Source organism: Amycolatopsis roodepoortensis (assembly GCF_014873915.1).
In the GTDB taxonomy this organism is placed as follows: domain Bacteria; phylum Actinomycetota; class Actinomycetes; order Mycobacteriales; family Pseudonocardiaceae; genus Amycolatopsis; species Amycolatopsis roodepoortensis.
Map to the genome: position 1 here is coordinate 230297 of NZ_JADBEJ010000008.1, position 18708 is coordinate 249004.

At 69.9% G+C, this 18708-nt stretch carries 12 protein-coding genes; 10 read left to right on the forward strand and 2 right to left on the reverse strand.

Annotated features, from left to right (window positions below):
• Positions 1-29: 29 nt before the first annotated feature.
• Positions 30-1181: an esterase-like activity of phytase family protein gene (locus tag H4W30_RS38710; RefSeq protein ID WP_192747281.1), complete on the reverse strand. Its 1152-nt coding sequence runs from the start codon at positions 1179-1181 to the stop codon at positions 30-32.
• Between the two features lie 65 nt (positions 1182-1246).
• Between H4W30_RS38710 and H4W30_RS38715 the strand changes: the two genes are divergently transcribed.
• A complete protein-coding gene (locus H4W30_RS38715; RefSeq protein WP_192747282.1) occupies positions 1247-1669 on the forward strand; it encodes an SdpI family protein in 423 nt (140 codons plus the stop codon).
• Positions 1670-1738: 69 nt separating this feature from the next.
• On the forward strand, positions 1739-2170 hold the full coding sequence (locus H4W30_RS38720; protein WP_192747283.1) for a DUF6892 domain-containing protein: 432 nt from the start codon (positions 1739-1741) through the stop codon (positions 2168-2170).
• 16 nt (positions 2171-2186) lie between these two features.
• Here H4W30_RS38720 and H4W30_RS38725 read toward each other — a convergent pair whose 3' ends face one another.
• The gene (locus H4W30_RS38725; RefSeq protein WP_007032276.1) at positions 2187-2768 is read right to left on the reverse strand and encodes a YqgE/AlgH family protein; all 582 of its coding nucleotides are present in this window, start codon (positions 2766-2768) and stop codon (positions 2187-2189) included.
• A gap of 209 nt (positions 2769-2977) precedes the next feature.
• Between H4W30_RS38725 and H4W30_RS38730 the strand changes: the two genes are divergently transcribed.
• From H4W30_RS38730 to H4W30_RS38765, 8 genes are read left to right on the forward strand one after another with little or no spacing between them, the layout of a single operon-like run.
• On the forward strand, positions 2978-4285 hold the full coding sequence (locus tag H4W30_RS38730; RefSeq protein ID WP_192747284.1) for an MFS transporter: 1308 nt from the start codon (positions 2978-2980) through the stop codon (positions 4283-4285).
• Between the two features lie 55 nt (positions 4286-4340).
• Entirely contained in the window at positions 4341-4955 is a 615-nt protein-coding gene (locus H4W30_RS38735) for a YbaB/EbfC family nucleoid-associated protein (protein ID WP_318780754.1), read from the forward strand.
• Positions 4955-5284 carry a WXG100 family type VII secretion target gene (locus H4W30_RS38740; protein ID WP_126734733.1) on the forward strand — a complete coding sequence of 110 codons (330 nt, stop codon included), beginning with the start codon at positions 4955-4957 and terminating at the stop codon, positions 5282-5284. The genes H4W30_RS38735 and H4W30_RS38740 overlap by 1 nt, the downstream gene beginning before the upstream one ends.
• A 10-nt stretch (positions 5285-5294) precedes the next feature.
• Positions 5295-12500: a WXG100-like domain-containing protein gene (locus H4W30_RS38745; protein WP_192747976.1), complete on the forward strand. Its 7206-nt coding sequence runs from the start codon at positions 5295-5297 to the stop codon at positions 12498-12500.
• On the forward strand, positions 12497-12943 hold the full coding sequence (locus tag H4W30_RS38750; protein WP_192747285.1) for a hypothetical protein: 447 nt from the start codon (positions 12497-12499) through the stop codon (positions 12941-12943). The genes H4W30_RS38745 and H4W30_RS38750 overlap by 4 nt, the downstream gene beginning before the upstream one ends.
• Positions 12944-12948: 5 nt before the next feature.
• Positions 12949-14418 carry a TNT domain-containing protein gene (locus H4W30_RS38755; RefSeq protein WP_192747286.1) on the forward strand — a complete coding sequence of 490 codons (1470 nt, stop codon included), beginning with the start codon at positions 12949-12951 and terminating at the stop codon, positions 14416-14418.
• Positions 14419-16665, forward strand: coding sequence for an ADP-ribosylglycohydrolase family protein (locus H4W30_RS44665; protein WP_192747287.1), 2247 nt, complete (start codon positions 14419-14421; stop codon positions 16663-16665).
• Between the two features lie 16 nt (positions 16666-16681).
• Positions 16682-18706 (forward strand): YrhB domain-containing protein, encoded by a 2025-nt coding sequence (locus H4W30_RS38765; protein WP_192747288.1) that lies wholly within the window; start codon positions 16682-16684, stop codon positions 18704-18706.
• The last annotated feature ends 2 nt before the right edge of the window (positions 18707-18708 follow it).

Genomic DNA, 18708 nt, shown 5'->3' on the forward strand with positions numbered 1-18708 from the left:
GTGTTCATGAGTCCAGTTTAACGCGCTGGTCAAAGCCGTTCCGAGGGGACCGCCAGAGCGATGAACTGGGTCACCTGCGTCGCGGAGAAGTTGTTGTCGCTGACCAGCACCAGGCTGCGCTCGCCGTTCGGGAGGCGCGGCCCCCAGGTCATCCCCTCGATGTTGTCCACAGTGGACAACTTGAAGTCCGCGAGGTCCGCGAGCAGGCGCTTCTTCACCGGCTTGACCTTCTTCGCGTCGGCCAGCGACGGCGTGTCCAGGATGTTCGTGGCGCCCTTGGTGTCGATCTCGTAGATGCGGACCTTGTTGCCGACGCCGGTGACGAACGAACGCTCCATCACCAGGTAGCGCGTCGGATCGGCCTGGTCGACGGCCAGCAGCGACGAGATGCCCGTGGTCGCGAACGCGCCGGGCGGGTTCGGCGACGCGAAGACCTTCTCCTGCGGGTACGCGTACTGCGCGAGGACCGGCCCGAACCGCGACTGGAGGGTGATCCGGGAAAGGGCGCCCGACGTGGTGTTCGCCTCCGGGCCGTCCTGCAGCAGCGGCCCCTCGGCCGAGCTGGCGACCAGTGACCCGAAGCCCGCGAAGGTGAGGCCTTCGAGGGCGAGGTTCTGCCGCGGCCCGGTCGTCTCGGTCATCTTCTCGTTGGCGGGAATCGGCAGGTCACGGACGTAGACGCCGTCGCGCTTCGCCTCGCGGATCGACGGATCGATCCGGGCCGCGGCCGACCGCTCGCCTTCCTGCGACCAGACGTACCGGCCGGTCCAGGGGTCGACACGCAGCTCTTCGGGGTCGATGGTCTGCATGTTCGGCGGCTGCGCGGGGTCGTTCTTCGCCAGCGGCGGGTACGTCGTGCCGTCGGGACGCAGGAGCGGCTTGGTGCCGGTGAAGGTGACCGGGCCGAGTCCCTTGGCGTCGAGGGAGAACTTCGCCGTGTAGAACCGCGCCGGGTTGAGGGCGGAGCGGTCGTCGCAGATCAGCGCGTACTCGCCGGTGCGGGGGTCGTAATCGATGCTGGACAGGCCGCCGACGACGGTGCCCTCGTAGGACTGGGCGTTCGGGACGATCTGTTCCCCGATCAGGCGAAGCGGACGGTGACCCGCTTCGGCGGCCGGTGCGGCCATCAGGGTGAGGGGGACGGCCCCGATCAGGGCGGCAGTGAGAACTCGGCGTGACATGGCCTGTAGCACAGTCGATCAGGGTATCCGGCAGGTTGCCGGGACGTCACGCTTATCCTCGTGGAGTGTTCGTCATAGCGCTGGTCCCGATCGTGCTGGGTGTCCTCGTCGGCTGGGGTGGGTTCCTCGGCCTGCGCGAGAAGCTGCCGCGTGACCGCGGCGCCGGCGTGCGCACCGCCGCCACGATGCGCAGCGAGGACGCCTTCCGGCTCGGCAACAAGGTCGCCGGGGTCCCGACGCTGGCGGGCGGCGTGGTCGCCGTGCTCGCGGGGATCGCCGCGCTGGTCATGCCGACGACGTTCGGACTGCTGCTCGCCTCGTTCGTGGGCGTGATCGGGATGATCGCGCTGGTCGCGGCCGGGGGAGTGCTCGGCAACCGCGCCGCCGCGACGGTGCCGGAGCCCGAGCCGGAGCGGCCCGCCGGCTGCAGTGGCTGCGCTTGCGGCACCTGCGGCGTCTTCAAGAAGGCCGACACCGCCACCGCCTAGGCACGATTCGCCGATCAGAAGGTGTCTTGACCGCCCGGATTGTCGGAGCGGTCTGGTAGATCATGGGCCATGTTCCGCGACTTCAACTTCAAGCTGCTGGTCATCGACAAGCTCATGTACCAGGACAAGCTCATCCAGCCCCGTTTCCAGATCGCCGACGTCCTCCATGCCAAGGGCGTCACCGGCGACCTGTGGGAGTACCTGCACGAACAGGACCTGCTGAACACCGTCCTCGAGGAAGCCCGCCAGTACTTCACCGATCTGGAGATCACTCCCGACCAACTGGCCGCCGTGGACGAACTGATCACTGACGGCGGCTTGGACATCTACCACCAGTGCTCGCCGTTCTGGGACGGCGAGGACGACCTCTTCGACATCTCCTCACTGGACGACCTCGCCCTGCTACCCAACCTCCGCGTGATCCACGACATCGCCGATGTCATCACGACAGTCCCCGGCGTCGAGGACACGCTCAAGGCCCGCGGAATCGCCGTGCATTGAGCCCTTCTCATCCCGCCTAATTGCGCTGGAGGTCTCCCGGATGGGTGGCCAGCAGCGCCAGCGGGATGCCCTGACGACGCAGCACCTGACCCCAGAGGTCGTGGTGCGGCGAAGCGAGGACGTCGCTGGGCAGCGCCGGGACGATCACCCAGTCGTCGCGTTCGATCTCGTTGGCCAGCTGGCCGGAGTCCCAGCCCGCGTAGCCGGCGAAGACCCGCACACCGCGGACCTTCGGCACCAGGATCTCGGGATCGGTGTCGAGGTCGACCAGCGCGACCGGGCCGCGGACGGCGATCACGCCGGGCACGCTCGACGCCGTCTCGCCGGTCCGCAGCGCGGCCAGGCACAACGCGGTCTTCTTCTCGACCGGCCCGCCGACGAACACCGACTGCGGTTCGGCGACGTGCCCGCCCCAGTTGGGGAGCACGTCGTACACCGGGACGTCACTCGGCCGGTTGAGCACGACGCCGAGCGTTCCCTCGTCCCGGTGATCGATGACGAACACGACGGTCCGCCTGAAATTGGGATCGAACATCGTGGGGGCGGCGACCAGGAGCGTTCCCGGTTCGACCTCGGCGTCCGCTGGCACGTCCGCCATGATCCCACTTCGAGCGGAGACAAATCGTCCGGCTCTGGGAACAACAGCATCACGAGCACCGTTGGACACAACGGTCGGTGCGCTTTCCGTGTCCCCCGGGCTCACTGAAGAACCGCCTTTGTGGAATACCGTCCGGCTGGAGCCACACTGCGCATAGCCGCCGAGAGGCGACCTCAAAGCGCATCGGCCACCTTCAATAGGCTGGTGCCGTGACGACCACCGCCACGGCGCCCACCAGGGCGTTCGTCCGCGACCGTGACTTCCGCCGACTACTGTTCACGCGGTTCTCCGCGCACTGGGGCAACGGCATGTACCAGGCCGGGCTCGCCGGCGCCGTCCTCTTCAACCCCGAACGCGCCACCGACGCGCTCGCCATGGCGGGCGGGTTCGCGGCGTTGCTGCTTCCGTATTCGATCGTCGCCCCGTTCGCGGGCGCGCTGCTCGACCGCTGGGATCGGCGGAAGGTTCTGATCTTCGCAAGCCTTCTGCGGTCCTTCACCATCCTCGCGACGGCCGTCGCCGTCGGCACGGGAGCGGCCGGGATCGGACTGTTCTCCCTGGCCCTGGCGTCCGAAGGCATCTCGCGGTTCATCGGCTCGGGGCTGTCCGCGTCGCTTCCGCACGTCGTCGAGGAGAAGTCCGTCGTCGCCGCGAACGCCTTCGCCGCGACCTGGGGTTCGGTGCTCGCCGTCGTCGGTGGCGGCTGCGCGATCGGCCTCCGGGCGCTGACCGGCGCCGACGACGCCGGTTCCGCGTGGGTCACCGCCGTCGCCGCGCTGGGCGGGATCGGTGCCGCCGTCTTGGCCTCGGGGTTCGCGCGCGGCCTGCTCGGGCCATCGACGGTCGACGAGCCGTCGAACCCGGCACTCGCCGTCGCCCGAGGCCTGGCGGACGGCGCGAAGGCGGCCTGGCGGACGCCCAGCGTGACGGCCGGGTTCGTCGCGCTGTTCGCCCATCGCGCGTCGTACGGCATCTCGCTACTGGTGACCGTGCTGCTGATGCGCAACCACTTCACCGACGCGGGCATCTTCCGCGCCGGGATGGCGGGGCTCGGCCAGATGGCGGCGTTCGCCGGGGCGGGGATCCTGGTCGCCGGGCTGCTGACCGCCTGGCTGATCAAGCTGATCGGCAGGATCCGCGTCGTGGTGGGCGCGCTGGTGCTGGCGGCGGTCGCGCAACTCGCGCTCGGCCTGCCGATGGTGGTTCCGGCCGCGTTGCTCGCGGCGTTCGTGGTGACCGGCGCCGGGCAGGTGCTCAAACTCTGCGTCGACTCCTCGGTCCAGCTCGACGTCGCCGACGAGACGCGCGGGAGGGTCTTCGCGCTCTACGACACGCTCTTCAACATCACCCAGGTCGCCGCGGTCTCCCTGGCCGCGACGGTGATCCCGGACGACGGCCGGTCGCCGGAGCTCCTGATCGCGGCTGCCGTCCTGTACCTGGTGGGCGCCGCCGGATACCTGCTCGCGGTGCGAAAAAGGAGAACGGCTGATAAGCCTCCCCCGTTGGCATTAGGGTGACGCTTACCGACACCGGGTGGCGTATGCCCGGGATCAAGCACTCGCGGGGGCTCAAGTGACGACGGCCGGCGACGACAGCGCACGCCTCGAAGCGCGCAATGCCGCCATGAAGGACCAGGTCGACACGCTGCTCGAACAGTTCGAGCGGCAGACGGCCCAGCTCCGGGACGCGCAGGAAGCCGCTTCGCAGACGTCGGCGACGGTGGTCTCGCAGGACGGCCTCGTCCGCGCCACCATCGACGCGACCGGCACCCTCGCCAAACTCGAAATCCAGCCGAACGCCTTCGAGCGCACCAATCCCGCGCAGCTGGCCAACACCGTGCTGACCCTGGTCCGCCAGGGATCGCTGCAGGTCAAGCAGCAGGTCGCCGAGCTGATGGCCCCGATCACCGAGGGGCTGCCGGACCTGTCGGACCTCATCGAAGGCGCGCCTTCACTGCAAGGGCTGATGCCGGCGATCCCCGACTTCCTCGCGGCCGAAGAGGAAGAAGCGCCGGTGAAGTCCGACGAAGACTTCGACGCCCCGCTGATGATCAAGGACGACGCGCCGCCGCCTCCGCCGCCTGCCCCTCCCGCGCCGCCGACGCCGAAACCGGTGCCGAAGCGGGTGCGTCAGCAGGACGACGATGAGGAAGAGCCGCCCTCGAGCTGGCTGACCAGGGGAGTCTGATGCCGAACGGTGGGGGTGGCGCCGGGTTCACCGCGGACCCGGAAGCGGTGAAGACGGCCGCGGCCAAACTGGGGATCGCGGCCGACCAGCTGGACGAAGCGGGCAAGGAACTGCTGGCCGCGATGAACTCGCTCGGCCAGTGCTGGGGCAACGACGACGCGGGCAAGGAGTTCGCGAAGGACTACGAGCCCGGCGCGCAGGGCTCGTCCGAAGGGTTCGCGAACGTCGTCGAGGCGCTGCGGGGCATGCAGCACAACGTCGAACGGTCGATGACCGCGTACACGAACGCCGAGGAAGAGATCAAGTCGACGCTGGACAAGAAGGTCTAGCGCCGTGGGTATGGAGATGCCCGACGCGGTCAAGTGGCTCTTGCCGATCGTCGTCGGGGAAAGCTGGCCCGAAGGCGACGAGGACAAGCTCCGCGAACTGCGCGACGCCTGGCACAACGCGTCGAGGGCGATTCAGCCGATCGCCGACACCGCGACCAAGGGCGCCACCGAGGTCATCGGCGGCTGGAGCGGCGAGGGCGCGGAGAAGTTCGCCGAAGCCTGGAAGAAGTTCGTCGAGGGCGACGAGGCTTACTTCAAGTCGCTGGCCGATTCCTCGAAGGCGCTCGGCGACTCGTGCAACGCGACCGCGCTGGACGTCGAGTACACGAAGTACATGATCATCATCTCGCTGGTGATCCTGGCCGCGCAGATCGTCGCGATGATCGCGGCCGCGGCGGTGACGTTCGGCGGGTCGACGGCCGGGATCGCGCCGGCGCAGATCGCCACCCGCATGACCGTCCAGATGATCTTCCGGCAGCTGATGCAGAAGCTCGCGCAGGAAGGCTTCAAGAAGGTCGCGAAGGAACTCCTGGAGAAACTTCTCAAGGAGGGCCTGAAGAAGATCGGTAAAGAGGTCCTGCAGAACACGGCGATGAACCTCGCCATGGACGCGGGTATCCAGGGCCTGCAGATGGCCAAGGGCGACCGCGAGAGCTGGGACTTCAGCAAGACCAAGGATTCCGCGATCAGCGGCGCCGTCGACGGCGTGGTCGGCGCGGGCAGCAGCAGTATCGGCAAGGGCGCCACCAAGGGGCTTTCCGACAGCGTCGGCGGCCAGATCGTCGACAGCGCGGCGCGGGGTGCCGTGCGCGGTGCGGCGGAAGGGGTCGCCAGCACGGTCGGGCAGGCCGCCGTCACGGGGGATCTGGACAAGCTTTCGGCCAAGGACGTGCTGATGGGCGCGTCCGGCGGGGCCGTCGGCGGAGGTGTCGACGGGGCGAAGAGCCAGATCGGCGACATCAAGGCCGCGAACACGCCCGGCGACTCGGGTCCTTCCACGCCGGATGTGGATACCGGGGATGCGGGGACGGGTTCGCGTACTCCGGGGTCTTCGGATTCCGGCTCTTCTTCGGATTCCGGCTCTTCTTCGGACTCGCGGTCGTCCTCGGACTCGCGCTCTTCTTCCGACTCGCGTTCTTCGTCGGACTCGGACTCTTCGTCGGACTCGCGTTCTTCGTCTGGCTCGGATTCTTCTTCTTCGGACTCGCGTTCGTCTTCGGATTCGGGCACTTCATCGGAACCGCGTTCGTCTTCGGATTCCGGTTCCTCTTCGCGGTCGGACTCTTCGCCGGATCCGGCGCCACGGTCCACTTCGGACGGTCAGGCGGCTTCGAGCCGCGGTTCGGACGGCTCCGCCGACCCGCAGCCGCGCTCCGAAAGCGGCCCGCAGCGGGCGGCGGACAGCGACCGGATCAGCCAGTCCTCGACGCAGGCCCCGGAACGTCCGGCCGACACCCCGGCGAACACCGGTGACGGTCAGCGTGCGGCGCAGACCCACCAGAACGCTCCGGCGGCCGCCGCCGACAACGGTTCCGGTCAGCAGCAGCAAGCCGCTGCCGGTCAGCAGCAGGCACCGGCCCAGACACCGGCGGCCAGCCCTGCCCAGACACCGGCGAGTGGTCCGGCGCCGGCGCCCGCTTCGGGCCCAGCGCCGAGCCCGTCACAGGGCCCCGCGCCCGGTCCGGCACCGGGCCCGTCGCCGAGTCCTTCGCAGTCCAGCGCGATGCCGCCCGCCGCTTCCACGGGCGCGCCGTCGAGTTCGGGCGGGTACGGCATGGCGTCGAACCCGGGTTCGGGCTCGCCCGCTCCGTCGGGTGGCTACGGCATGGCACCCGGCGGCAACGGACCCACTCCCGGCGGTGGTTTCCCGCCCCCCGGGCACGATCCGTCCCGGCCGGTCCGGCCGAACGACAGCGTCCAGGCCGCGGGTTTCGCGGGCAACGGCGGGCCCCAGCAGCCGCGGTTCGACCAGCCGCCTGCCCCGATGCCCTTCCAGGGCCAGCAGCCGATGCAGCCGCCACCTCCGGGTGGTTTCGCGCCGCCGCCTCCGCCGCCTCCCGGTGGTGGTGGCCCCATGCCACCGCGAGGACCGCAGGGTCAGCCCGGTCCGATGGGCCCTCGCCCGCCGCAGCAGCACCCCGGTCAGGGTGGATACCCGCAGGACCGCGGGCCGCGTCAGCGTCCTCAGCAACCGCCGCAGCCGCCCGGACCGCAGGGTCCGCCGAGGCCGCCTCAGGGCTATCAGGGCAGGCCTGGACCTGGTCCGGGTCCGAACGGCGGGGTCCCGCCGCGTCCGCAGACACCTCCGCCCGGTCCGCCTTCGGGTAACCGCGGTCCGGCGGGCTATCCGCCGCCTCCGCCGCGGCCCCAGCACCCGGGCAACGGGCCGTTCCCGGGCAACCGCGGCCCCATGCCGCCGCCACCCGGTCACCACCCCGGTCAGCCGGGGCATCCGGGACAGCCCGGCAGGCCGATGCCGCCCGGTGCCGAGCCGCCGCGGTTCGGTGGTCCGCAGCGTCCGCCGCAGGTCCCGGCACCGCGTCCTGGCCACGACCCGAACGCGGGCCCTCAGCAGCCGCAGCGTCCGCCGCAGCAGCAGCAGCCGCCGGTGCGACCGGTGGAGCACGCGCCGCAGCAGGCACCTCAGGACCGCGGCCACGACAACCTGCCCAAGGACAGCGAGCTTCCGAAGGACGTCGCCGCTCCCAAGGACACCGGCACTCCGAAGGACGTCGAGGCTCCCAAGGACGTCGCCGCTCCCAAGGACACCGAGGCTCCGAAGGACACGGACGTCCCCAAGGACACCGAGACCCCCAAGGACGCCGAGGCGCCCCAGGACGTCACGCCCGACGACCGGACCACGGTCGACGAGCCGTACCTGACGGATCCGGACTTCCACACGGACGATCCCGCCGCCTACCGCGCACTCGCCGAAACGCAGATCGACAAGCGCGGTTTCGACAAGGACACCGGGGAAGCGCGGAGCGAACAGGTCCGCCGTGAAGGTCTCGCCAAACGCGACGCCCACGAGGATCCGCGCGTCAAGGAGATGTCGGATCAGGGCGCCTACGCGGTGCACAGCTACACGCGCACCGACATGGCCGAGCGGATCACGCACGCCCAGCGTCACGGCGGCGCGGAGCTGGAAGCGCTCCGTCCGCACATCGAGGCGATCACCTCCGGCCTCAACGAGATGCCCGCCTACGAAGGCCTCGTCTCGCGGCGGGTGAACTTCAACGGCAACGAGAGCGCGATCCGGGCCTTCCTCGAAGCGCACGCCGAGGGCAAGGTCATCGTCGACCCGCAGATGCTGAGCACGTCGCGGGTCACCGCCGAACATCCGCGCAGCACCTTCCCGGGTGAAGTCGAGATGCGCATCCAGTCGAAGACCGGACGCCACATCGAAGACCTCGCCTCGAAGAAGGAAGAACGCGAGGTCCTGATGAAATCGGCGACGCAGCTGCGCGTCACCGACGTCAAGATGGGTCCGGGGCATCCCGAGCATCCGGAGTACAAGAAGCGCCTCGACGACGGATCGCCCAACGACCTGCCGAAGTGGATCGTCGAATGCGAGGAGGTCGTCAAGGGCGACGACGGCCACCTGACCGCGGAGCAGGTGCAGCAGAAGGTCGCGGAACGGCGTGAGTACAACAACGCCGTGCAGGAGCGGTTGGCGCAGGAAGCCGCCGACCAGGAAGCCCAGCTGCGCCGCGATCACCCGGAGCTGTTCCAGAACAAGGGTCTCGCGGGGCTCGAAACCAAGGTCGCCGACGGCAAGGGCGGCTGGGTCGACGTCACCGACGCCCCGGTCCGGGAGCTTCCCAAGCCGCCGAGGGAACACGTCCCCGACGGTGGCTGGTCCGAGCTGGCGAAGCCGCTCGAAGAGGGCGGGACGCCGGTCATCCACGCCGGTTCGGCCGAGACGCCGCACCAGCAGGTCCGGCTGCTCATGGACGAGGTCCCCGCGATCGGCGAGGCCAACACCCGCAACTACTACGCGCCCGAATCGTGGAAGGACGGCTACCAGACGAACTCGGCCGAGGCGCTGGTCGCGTTCGAAGACCGGATGAACGGCGGAGACTCGGTCGCCGCGCCGTCGGCGGGCGGTTCACCGCTGCAGCACGTCAGCGACCGGCTCGGCGGGCAGTGGTCGGATCGCAACGGTTTCGCCGACATCGCTCGTGAGCTGGGCGAACGTCCGGTCGGCGCGCGGACCGCGGTGGCGTTCGAGCATCACGCCGCCGCCGATCCGAACGCGCCGGAAGGCTCGCCGCGGTCCAAGGACCGGATCGAGACCCGGATCGTCGCCGCGGTGAACACGCCGCACGGCGTGGTCTTCGCCGACCCGATGACCGGGCGGCTCGCGACGCTGCCCGACGATCCGACGTCGATCAAGGCGATGCCGATGGGCGGCGGCGACGCACCGCACACGCCGGAAGCACCGGAGCGCACGCACTCCGAAACGCCGGTCCAGGAGCAGGCGCCCAAGACCGAACTCGACATCGCCGACCGGCTCAAGGGCCCGGAAGAAACCCCCGCGCGAATCGACGAGAGCTACCTCTCCGACGACGGTTTCCGTGGCACGCCCGAGGATCACAAGAGCCTCCGGGACCGCTACGACAGCGCCGAACTCGCCGAGCAGGCTCGTGAGAAGGCGCTCAAGCGGCTCGAAGCCAGCCCGCTGAAGGACCGCGTCTCGCCCGAGGCCGCCGAAGCGATCTACTCGTACTCGCGCGAACACGCCTACGCGATCAACGAAGCCAACCGCAAGGGTGAAGCGCACCCCGACTTCGAGAACGCCCAGCGCAGCACCCGGGCGATCGTCGGCGCGCTCAACGAGCTGCCGGACTTCCACGGCGAGGCCATCCGCGGCATCGACACCAAGGGTGACATGCGGGCCGCGGCGATCATGGCGGCGCACTACGAACCCGGCCAGACCGTCCCCGAGCCGACGATGACCAGCTCGACCATCAAGACCTCGCCGGACACGAAGTCGAAATTCGGCGAAGACGTCGAGATCCACATCGTCTCGAAGACGGGCAAGGACGTCTCGTCGCTCGCCGAGAACCCGCGCGAGAACGAGGCCATCAACAAGCCGGCCACCCAGCTTTACGTGCACAGCAAGGAGTTCAAGACTCCGCCGCTGGTCGACCGGCCGAAGTGGGTCATCCACGCCGAAGAGGTCACTCCCGGCGACCCGCGCTACCTCGACCCCGAGACCGCCAAGCAGAAGATGGACGAGCGGCGGGCCCGGCACGCCGCGGAGGCGCCGGAACTCGCGCGTCTCGCCCAGGCGCAGTCGATGGCGCGCCTCGGCGGCTTCGACGAGCCGCAGACCCCGCACGTCACCACGGAGAACCCGGCGCAGCACAGCGTCGCGGACGCCGACAAGGGACCCGAGTACGGCGAGCAGCCCGTCACCGATGACACGATCGAGCTGCCCACGCCCGAGCGGGACTACTCGTCGATGGCGGTCGCGACGAACCCGCCGAGCGAACCGGCGATCCACGCCGGTTCGGCGAGCCCCGCGCAGCAGGCCGCGTACATCGCCGACCGGCACCCGCGGCTCGGCGAGGTCAACCCGCATTTCAACGACCCCGACGCGCTGGCGAACGGCTACCGCTCCAACTGCACCCGCACGCCGGGCGCGTACATGGACCGGCTGAACGGCATCGACTCGACCGCCGACCCGCTGCTCGTGCACGAGATGGACAGCCGCGGCACGCTGGAGCACGTCGAAGAGCGGTTCGGCGGGCAGTTCTCCGACCGCGCCGACTACGACACCGTCATCCGCGAGATGCGGGGCATGCCGACCGATCACCACGCGGTCGTGGCGGTGAAGTACCTCGACGAGAACGGCGTCGAGCGCGGACACGTCGCGATGGTGGCGAACACGCGGGACGGCGTCGCGTTCATCGACCCGCAGTCCGGCGCGCTGATGAACCTGCCGCATCCGCCGCTGAGCATGAAGCTGATGCACGTCGGCGTCCCGGAGGGCCCGGCCGCGCAGCACGTCGACCCGCGCATCGCTTACGCCATGGAAAACACGCCCGACGTGCAGCCGTCGCGGATCGGGCCGGACGGCCGTCCGATCGTGACGCCGCCGCACGACGCGGGCTACGGCATGGCCCACGACGAGCCGGCCCAGAACGACCGGGCCGATGCCGAGCGGTTCCTGAACGATCCCGAGGTCGCGGCCGCGGTGGACGGGCTGGACCCGGACAAGAAGCGGGCCGTCCACGAGGACGAGAACGGGGTCAAGCACGACGTCGGGCCGATGCGGGACTTCATCCGCGAACATCTGCCCGCGCATCCGGAACTCGTCCGGCTGATGGAGCACCCGGACAACGCGTACCTGCGGGCTTCGTTGCTGAACAACCCGATGACCATCGGCAGCCTGCTGCTGCATCCGGAAGCCATCCCGATCCTCGAAGACGCCCTGCGTGACGTCGAGGAACGCGGCTACCAGATGATCGACGACGTCCGCGAGGACGGCCCCGGTGACACTCCGCTGACGCAGGAGCAGCGGGACCTCGCGAACGCGGCGGCGGACATCGCCGCCGACGTGGAGCCCGGCGATCAGTACCACGCCGGCTTCGATCGCGCGGACAAGGGCGACGACGCGAAGATCCAGGAATTCCTGGACGCCGAGCGGCAGGCGTGGCCCCAGAACCAGGGCGACCTGAACCGGATCGCCGAACGGATCGCGGAGGAGAACAACGGCGACGCGTCGGGCAGGCCCGGTCCGAAGGACGACGACCGCGCCAAGGCGAAGATCGCGGGCTACGACGGTGACGCGTCGAAACTGACCGACCTGGTGGGCGTGAAGATCCAGTTCGAGACGCTGGCCGACGTCTACAACGCGCTGAACGCGGTGATGGACGATCCGGACCTGGAGATCGTCAGCTTCGACGACCGGTTCGCGAATCCGCAGGACAGCGGGTACCGCGATCTGCAGATGAACGTCCGGCTGCCGAACGGGCACGTCGCCGAACTGCGGCTGCACCTGAAGCACATCGACACCGTGTCGGCCTACGAGCACGCCTTGTACGAGGTCCGCCGCGACTTCCCGACGTACAACCGGACACTGGACGAGAACAACAAGAAGAGGTTGTCCCCGGAACAGGCCCTGCTGGAAGCCGCGTTGATGGACCGGGTCCGGGAGAAGTTCATGGCCGGTCTCCGCAAGGGCCTGCCTCCTGAGGAGAACACGTGAGCCAGACGCCGTCCTTCTACACGTACTTCGGGAAGACCTACCGCGTCGAGCCGACCCCCGACGGGGGCCTGACCGGTTTCCTCCTCAACCTGAGCACCGGCGAGTTCGACGAAAAGCCGGAGCACGTGCGTGAGGTCATGTGGGCGATGGCGAGTTCGGACATCAGCAAGGTGTCCGAAGAGAAGTTCGTCCAGGAGACCGAGCGCGCCCGTGCGTACGAACTCAAGGGCGGCGGACCGATCTTCGCGCTCTACGAGACCATCGACGGCTTGTACGCGCAGGCGAAGCGGGAGAACCGCCGCGTGGAACCGCAGGAATCGGCGCTGATCCAGTCGCTGCGCAAACGCACCTTCAAGATGTGGGAGGACGAGCTGGCCCGCCGCGCCGCCGGGGAGCCGCCGACCTTCCAGGCGGAACCACGTTTCCCGAACCGGGCGCGATGATTCACGTGGAACAACTCACTCCGGAACAGCAACGCGGGCTGCTGGTCGAGATCGGCAAGCTCATCCGCTCGGGTGCCGCCGACGCGGCGCATCCGGCCGTCGCCGATTTCCGGCAGGCCGGGGACCACACCGAACTCGAGGGCCACAACTGCACGCCCGCGCCCGAGCTGACCGATCTCTTCGGCAGGCTGCGCACCGGCATGTACGCGATCGGCCGTGGGACCTGGCTCCAGTCGCGGTTCACGCTGAAACCCGACGGCACCTTCGACTTCGACTTCACCCTCGACGACGAACCGGCGTGGACCCGGCCTCCGGGGGCCTCGGCGTACCCGGACGAGCTGGCCGCGTTCCCGCGCGACGACGAGCATGTCCCCGACTGGTGGCGCCTGCGCGCGCAGCTGCCCTTGCGCGTCGAGTTCCGGCACGCCCGGATCGTCGACGCGTACACCGAGGGCCAGCCGCCTGTGGTGGACAGACCGGAGCTCGACGAGTCCGAAGCCCCGCTGATCGCGCAGTACCTGGAGCGTGAGCCGGCGATCCTCTCCGGCAGCGGGCTCGGGAAGGACATCTTCGATCCCGAAGCCGACGCCGACGTCCCCGAGAGCTACCACACCGACGGCACCTGGATCTGGCACGCGTCCGTGCCGCACTACCTGCGGAAATACGGGATCCCGCCGGAGCCGGACCTGGTCGCGCACATCCGCGGCCAGCGGTTCCAGCCGCCGTACGTCGAGCACCTCGTGCGGCGGACCGCGGAGGCGGATCTGCTCGGCAAACCGCGGCCGAAGCCGGGCCGCTCCGACGTCAAGAAGACCGAAGGCGACATCGCCGCGGAGCTGGAGACGTCGCCGAATCCGGTGCTGACCGACGAAGAACTCCTGGTCGTGCTGGTGAGCAGGCTCGGCGAGCACGCCGTCTGGCCGGAGGCGTACCGCATCGGCGACCGCGCGGACGGCGCCTGGTGCCTCAACTTCACCGAGAAGGGCTGGGAGGTCGCGGCCTATTCGGACGGCTCTCCAGTGTCGCCGAAGTACTTCGACAAGCTCGAAGACGCGTCACATCAGCTTCTCGGCGCGCTCCTCCTGCATCCGGCGAGGATGACCGCCGGACACGAGACACCACTGGAGACGGCGAAGGAACTCGCCGACTGGCCGGTGCAGGCGGCGCCGGGTGAGCCTCCCCTCACCTTGCTCCGCAACAAGCGCGTGAGCCGGATGGTCGCCGGTACGGTCGTACTGCGGTTCGGCGAGGAGACCGGCAATCTGGTTCACCACGGAGGGGTACGGTTCGCCACGACGTCCCTGCCGCTGGAACGGGAGCGCGTCGGTGGGACCTACCGGCTGCGCCGCCCGCTCCACGTGATCATCGGTGTCACCGTCCCCTGGGCGAACATGCCCGGCGGGGCGGTGGCCTACGTGCTCCCGAGGACCATCGCCGAGCACGTGTCCGACGGCAGCCTGGAGAGGATCGAGTAGGTGGAATCGGCGGAAGCGGTAGCCAAGGTCGAAGAGTGGCTGCGCGCGGTCCACGGTCCGGACGTGTCCGAACCGGGCGGCGCCGGCCTGCGCGTCGACCACGAGAAGGTCCTGCGCATCCCCGAGGGCTGGTCGGTCCCCTACAACACGATCGCCTTCCTCGACGAGGGTCATGCCGAGAAGGAGATCTTCCCGCCGCCGTCGGTGATCGTCCGCGAACCGGACGGCGAGCTGCGCCAGGCGCATCCGCAGCCCGGCGGGCTCAGCGTCCCGGTCGCGTTCCCCGGTCAGGAGGCCTGGCGCGAGGTCGTCGACCCGGAGTACGCCAAGGCCGGGCTCGGTGACCTCGGTGTCCCGCCGCCGGTCGTCGCGGGCTGGGTCAAGGTCAACGCGGAAGGCGTGCAGACCGGGGAGGAACGGGAGAACCCGGAGTACAAGGCCGGTCCTGTCCGCCGCGGCTACCCGAAGCCGGAGAACAAGCTCGAAACGCTGCTGTCGTTCGCCAGCGTCGGCTGGCTGACCAGGGAACAGCTGCTCATCGGGCTGCTGCGCTGCGAGGTCTACGTCCCGCTCGACCTGGCGTCGGGCAAGACGGAACGGTTCTACTTCAACGAGGAACGCGCCGAGCTGCGGGTGTTCAGCTCGACCAGGAACCTCCCGTCCCGTGAGCACGGGTACTGGAAGGTCGACATCGCCACCCTCGCGGGTTACGAGAGCCCGCCGAACCTGGTGATCAACGGCGGTCCCGCGACGTTCGAGGACGTCAGCGGCGCCGAACTCGCCGAGACCGCGCTCCGGTTCCCGCGCCGGGGCCCCGGCGTCGACGTCAACGAGCGCTGCCCGGAGGCCGACCCGGAGCTGGAGGCGCTGGCCGTCGACACCGCCGCGAAGATGGGCCTGTCCGAGCCGGTCAAGCCGCCGCTGGCCGCCGCCGAACGGGCCCGCCGCCGCGGGTTCGAGCTGAGCGCCGAGGAATGCCAGAAGACCGTCCTCGGGCAGTCGTGGCTGGCTCGGCTCCGGCAGCCGGAACCGCCCCGCGGCCGTCCGAACGACCTGCGTGCCAACGGCCTGGCGCCGGGCTACGACAACGAGGGCCAGATCCAGCCGCGTCTGGACACCTTCGGCAAGTACTTCGAGCGAGACCGCTCCAGCTCGCGTTACGGCTGGCAGCGCGTCACGGGCGCGTACGTCGGCTTCGCGCTCGGCGAGGCGCTCGGCGCGGCCGTCGACCGGATGCGGCTCGACGAGATCCACAGCACCTACGGCCCGGACGGCGTCACCGATCTGCCGGTCGCGTTCGACCTGCCCGGCCGGATCGGGCCGCTCACCCAGCGGCTGCTGTTCTACACCGAGGCCGTGATCCGCAGCCCGCATCGCGAGCAGCCGGAGAACCGCGACGCCGAAAAGGCACTCGGGACGGTCGCGCGCAACTCGCTGATGCGCTGGCTGCACACCCAGGGCGCGCCGCTGGACAACGCCGACGGCTGGCTCGTGAAGGTGCCGGAGCTGCGCGTCCGCCGCACCCCCGACGACGCCGAACTGAACGCCTATCACGCGCTGGCGACTATCTCGCCCACGGCGATGCCCATGAGCGGACCGGACGCACTGGTCGCGGCGCTGCCGGCGGCGATGACCGCGGCCGGACCGGGGACCGCGATGAGCGGCGGCGTCCGCCAGGCGGTGCGCGACCTCGTCGCGGTGACCCACCCGGGTGAGGTCGACGTCGAAGCGGCGACCTACCTGACCTGGCTGTTCGAGCCCGCGCTGACCGCGGAGGCGTTCAGCTACCCGGTCTGGAACACCTCCCGGGAGATCTTCAGCGACCAGAACCCGCACCAGCGGGGGCCGGTCTGGGCGGATCTCAAGGCGATGGTCGCGGAATCGGTGCCGTTCTTCGGCAAGCACGGCCTGCCCGATCTGCGGGTCCCGGAGCTGATCGGCGACGGCAAGGGCACGCTTTCGGTGCTGGGCCGCGCGTTCGCGGCGCTGTCCGGTTTCGAGAACTACCCGGAGCAGGCGCTGCTGCGGGCGGTCAACCACTCCGGCCGCAGCGCGATCACCGGTGCCATCGCCGGTGCCCTGCTCGGCGCCCGCACCGGCATCCCGGGGCTGCCGCAGAAGTGGGTCGAGCAGCTGGAACTGCGTTACCTGGTGGAGAACATCGCCACGGACGCGTTCTGGCATTTCGACCGCCACTCGGCGCTGCACGAGGTCGACGGCTGGGCCCAGCGGTATCCGCGCTGGTGAAACTGGAATGGGGACGATGAACGAAGAGGAAGCCGTCAGCCGCGTCGAGGAGTGGCTGGCGGGCCGAGGCGGGGAGGGCACCGGCGCGCTGCGGGTGCGCCGCGACTACGTCGTGCGCGCGACCGACGGCTGGAACGTCACGTACAACACCGTCGGCTGGCTCGACGGGACCGACCCCGGCGCCGGCCTGTTCCCCAGCCCGGTCGCCTTCGTCCCGGACGACGGCGGCGAGATCCGCCTCGACCTGGAGCTGATGGCCGTTTCGGCGGCAGGCGAAGATACCGACGCGTTCACCCGGTGGGCGGAGATCGTCGATCCCGAGTTCGATCCGAACGCGGTACCCGGCCTGCCCGTGCCGAAGGCGGCGATCCTGCGCTGGGAGCAGCACACCCTGTACGGCGAGCCGACCGGCGCGGTCCGCGCGAACCCCGATCACCGGCCGGGGCCGCGGTTCTCCGGCCGCCCGGCACCGGAAAGCCCGGTCGAGACGCTGCTCGGATACCTGCGCGTCGAGTGGATCACGCCGGAGGAGTTCGTCCACTGGATGCTCGACCTCGACGTCCTCGCCCCGATCAAGGACGGTCACCTGCAGGCCCGCGACTTCGGTGACGCGGGCGCGCGGTTCGTCGTCTACACGTCCGAAGCGCAAATGCCGTCCGAGTACACGGCGTGGCAGCGGGTCCAGCCCCGCGCGCTCCTGCGCCGGGCCAAGGACAACCCCGGGGTCGGCCTGCTGGTCAACCCCGGCCGTCCGGAGACCTTCAACGTCTATCCGGAAACGCTGCGGCAGGTCGCCGACCTCGGCCTTCCGTCGGGCACCGAGCGTCCCGAGTCCGTCGGGCGTCCCGCGTACTTCAGCGGGGAGTACGCCTCTCCGGCCGTCGCGAACCTGCGGAGCCTCGTCGATCAGGCCCGAGACAACGGCTACCCCTTGAGCAGCGAAGAGCTCACCCGCTACACGCAGGCGGCGACGCTGGCGTTCGAGCGCTCCCGGGCGAAGCACGACGGCCGCCCGCTGCCGGAACTGCCCGAGGATCTGTTCGCCAACGGCCTCGTGACGCACTTCTACGACAACGGCGAACCTCGCCCCGCCGCCTGGACCTTCGGGAAGTTCTACGACCCGACGCTCCCCATCGGCAGTTTCGCGTACCCGCGGCTCCTCGGCGCGTACGTCGGCTTCGCGCTCGGAGACGCCCTGGGCTCCGGCGCCGATCCCGCCGGCGGCCTGCCACTCGGCGGGCTGACCCGGCAGTTGCTGTTCCACACCGAATCGGTGATCCGCGGCTTGGACCCGACGCCGGACAAGCCCGAGATCCCGGCGTCGCTGCCCGCGGGCGGGCGTCCGGACGGCTGGGTCGCCAAGGCCACCGAAGGCGCGGGGCCTGCCCCTGCGGAGTTCTCGGCCATGTTGGCGACCGCGCTCGCCGCGACGGTGACCGGCGGTGTGCAGGGTCCGGCCGACAGCACGTTCTACGCGATGAAGGTCGTCCGAGAGCTGGTCGGATCCGCCGCGGGGCACGAGGTCGTCCACGGCGCCGAACTGCTGGTGAACGTGTTCCGCGCTCAGCTCGCCGCCCGGAACGGCGAACCGGCGGTCGCGAACTTCCTCGAAGGCTTCGACGAGTACAGCGGCGAGGTCGGCGAGCTGGTCAAGACCGTGCTCGACCTCCGGAATGACGTTGACGGCACTGACGGCGATGACGTCGAGCAGTTCGACAGCATCGGTGACGGCCGGACACCGCTTTCGGTGCTCGGCCGGGCGCTGTTCGCCGCCGCGAAACGCGGTTACGACGCCGAAGCGGCGCTGGCGCTGGCCGCGCGCGGCGGCACCGTGACCGCGGCGCTGACCGGGGCGATGGTGGGCGCCAGGCTCACCGTGCCCGGTCTGCCGGAGTCCTGGCTCGCCGCGTTCGCCGACCTCGGCGTCGTCGACGCCATGGCGGGCGACGCGTATTACTACTTCAACCGCTTCGGCCTGCCCCGCGAGCCCGAAGAGCGGCGGCGCTGGGACGCGAACCGGTATCCACGAGGAGATCAGTAGAG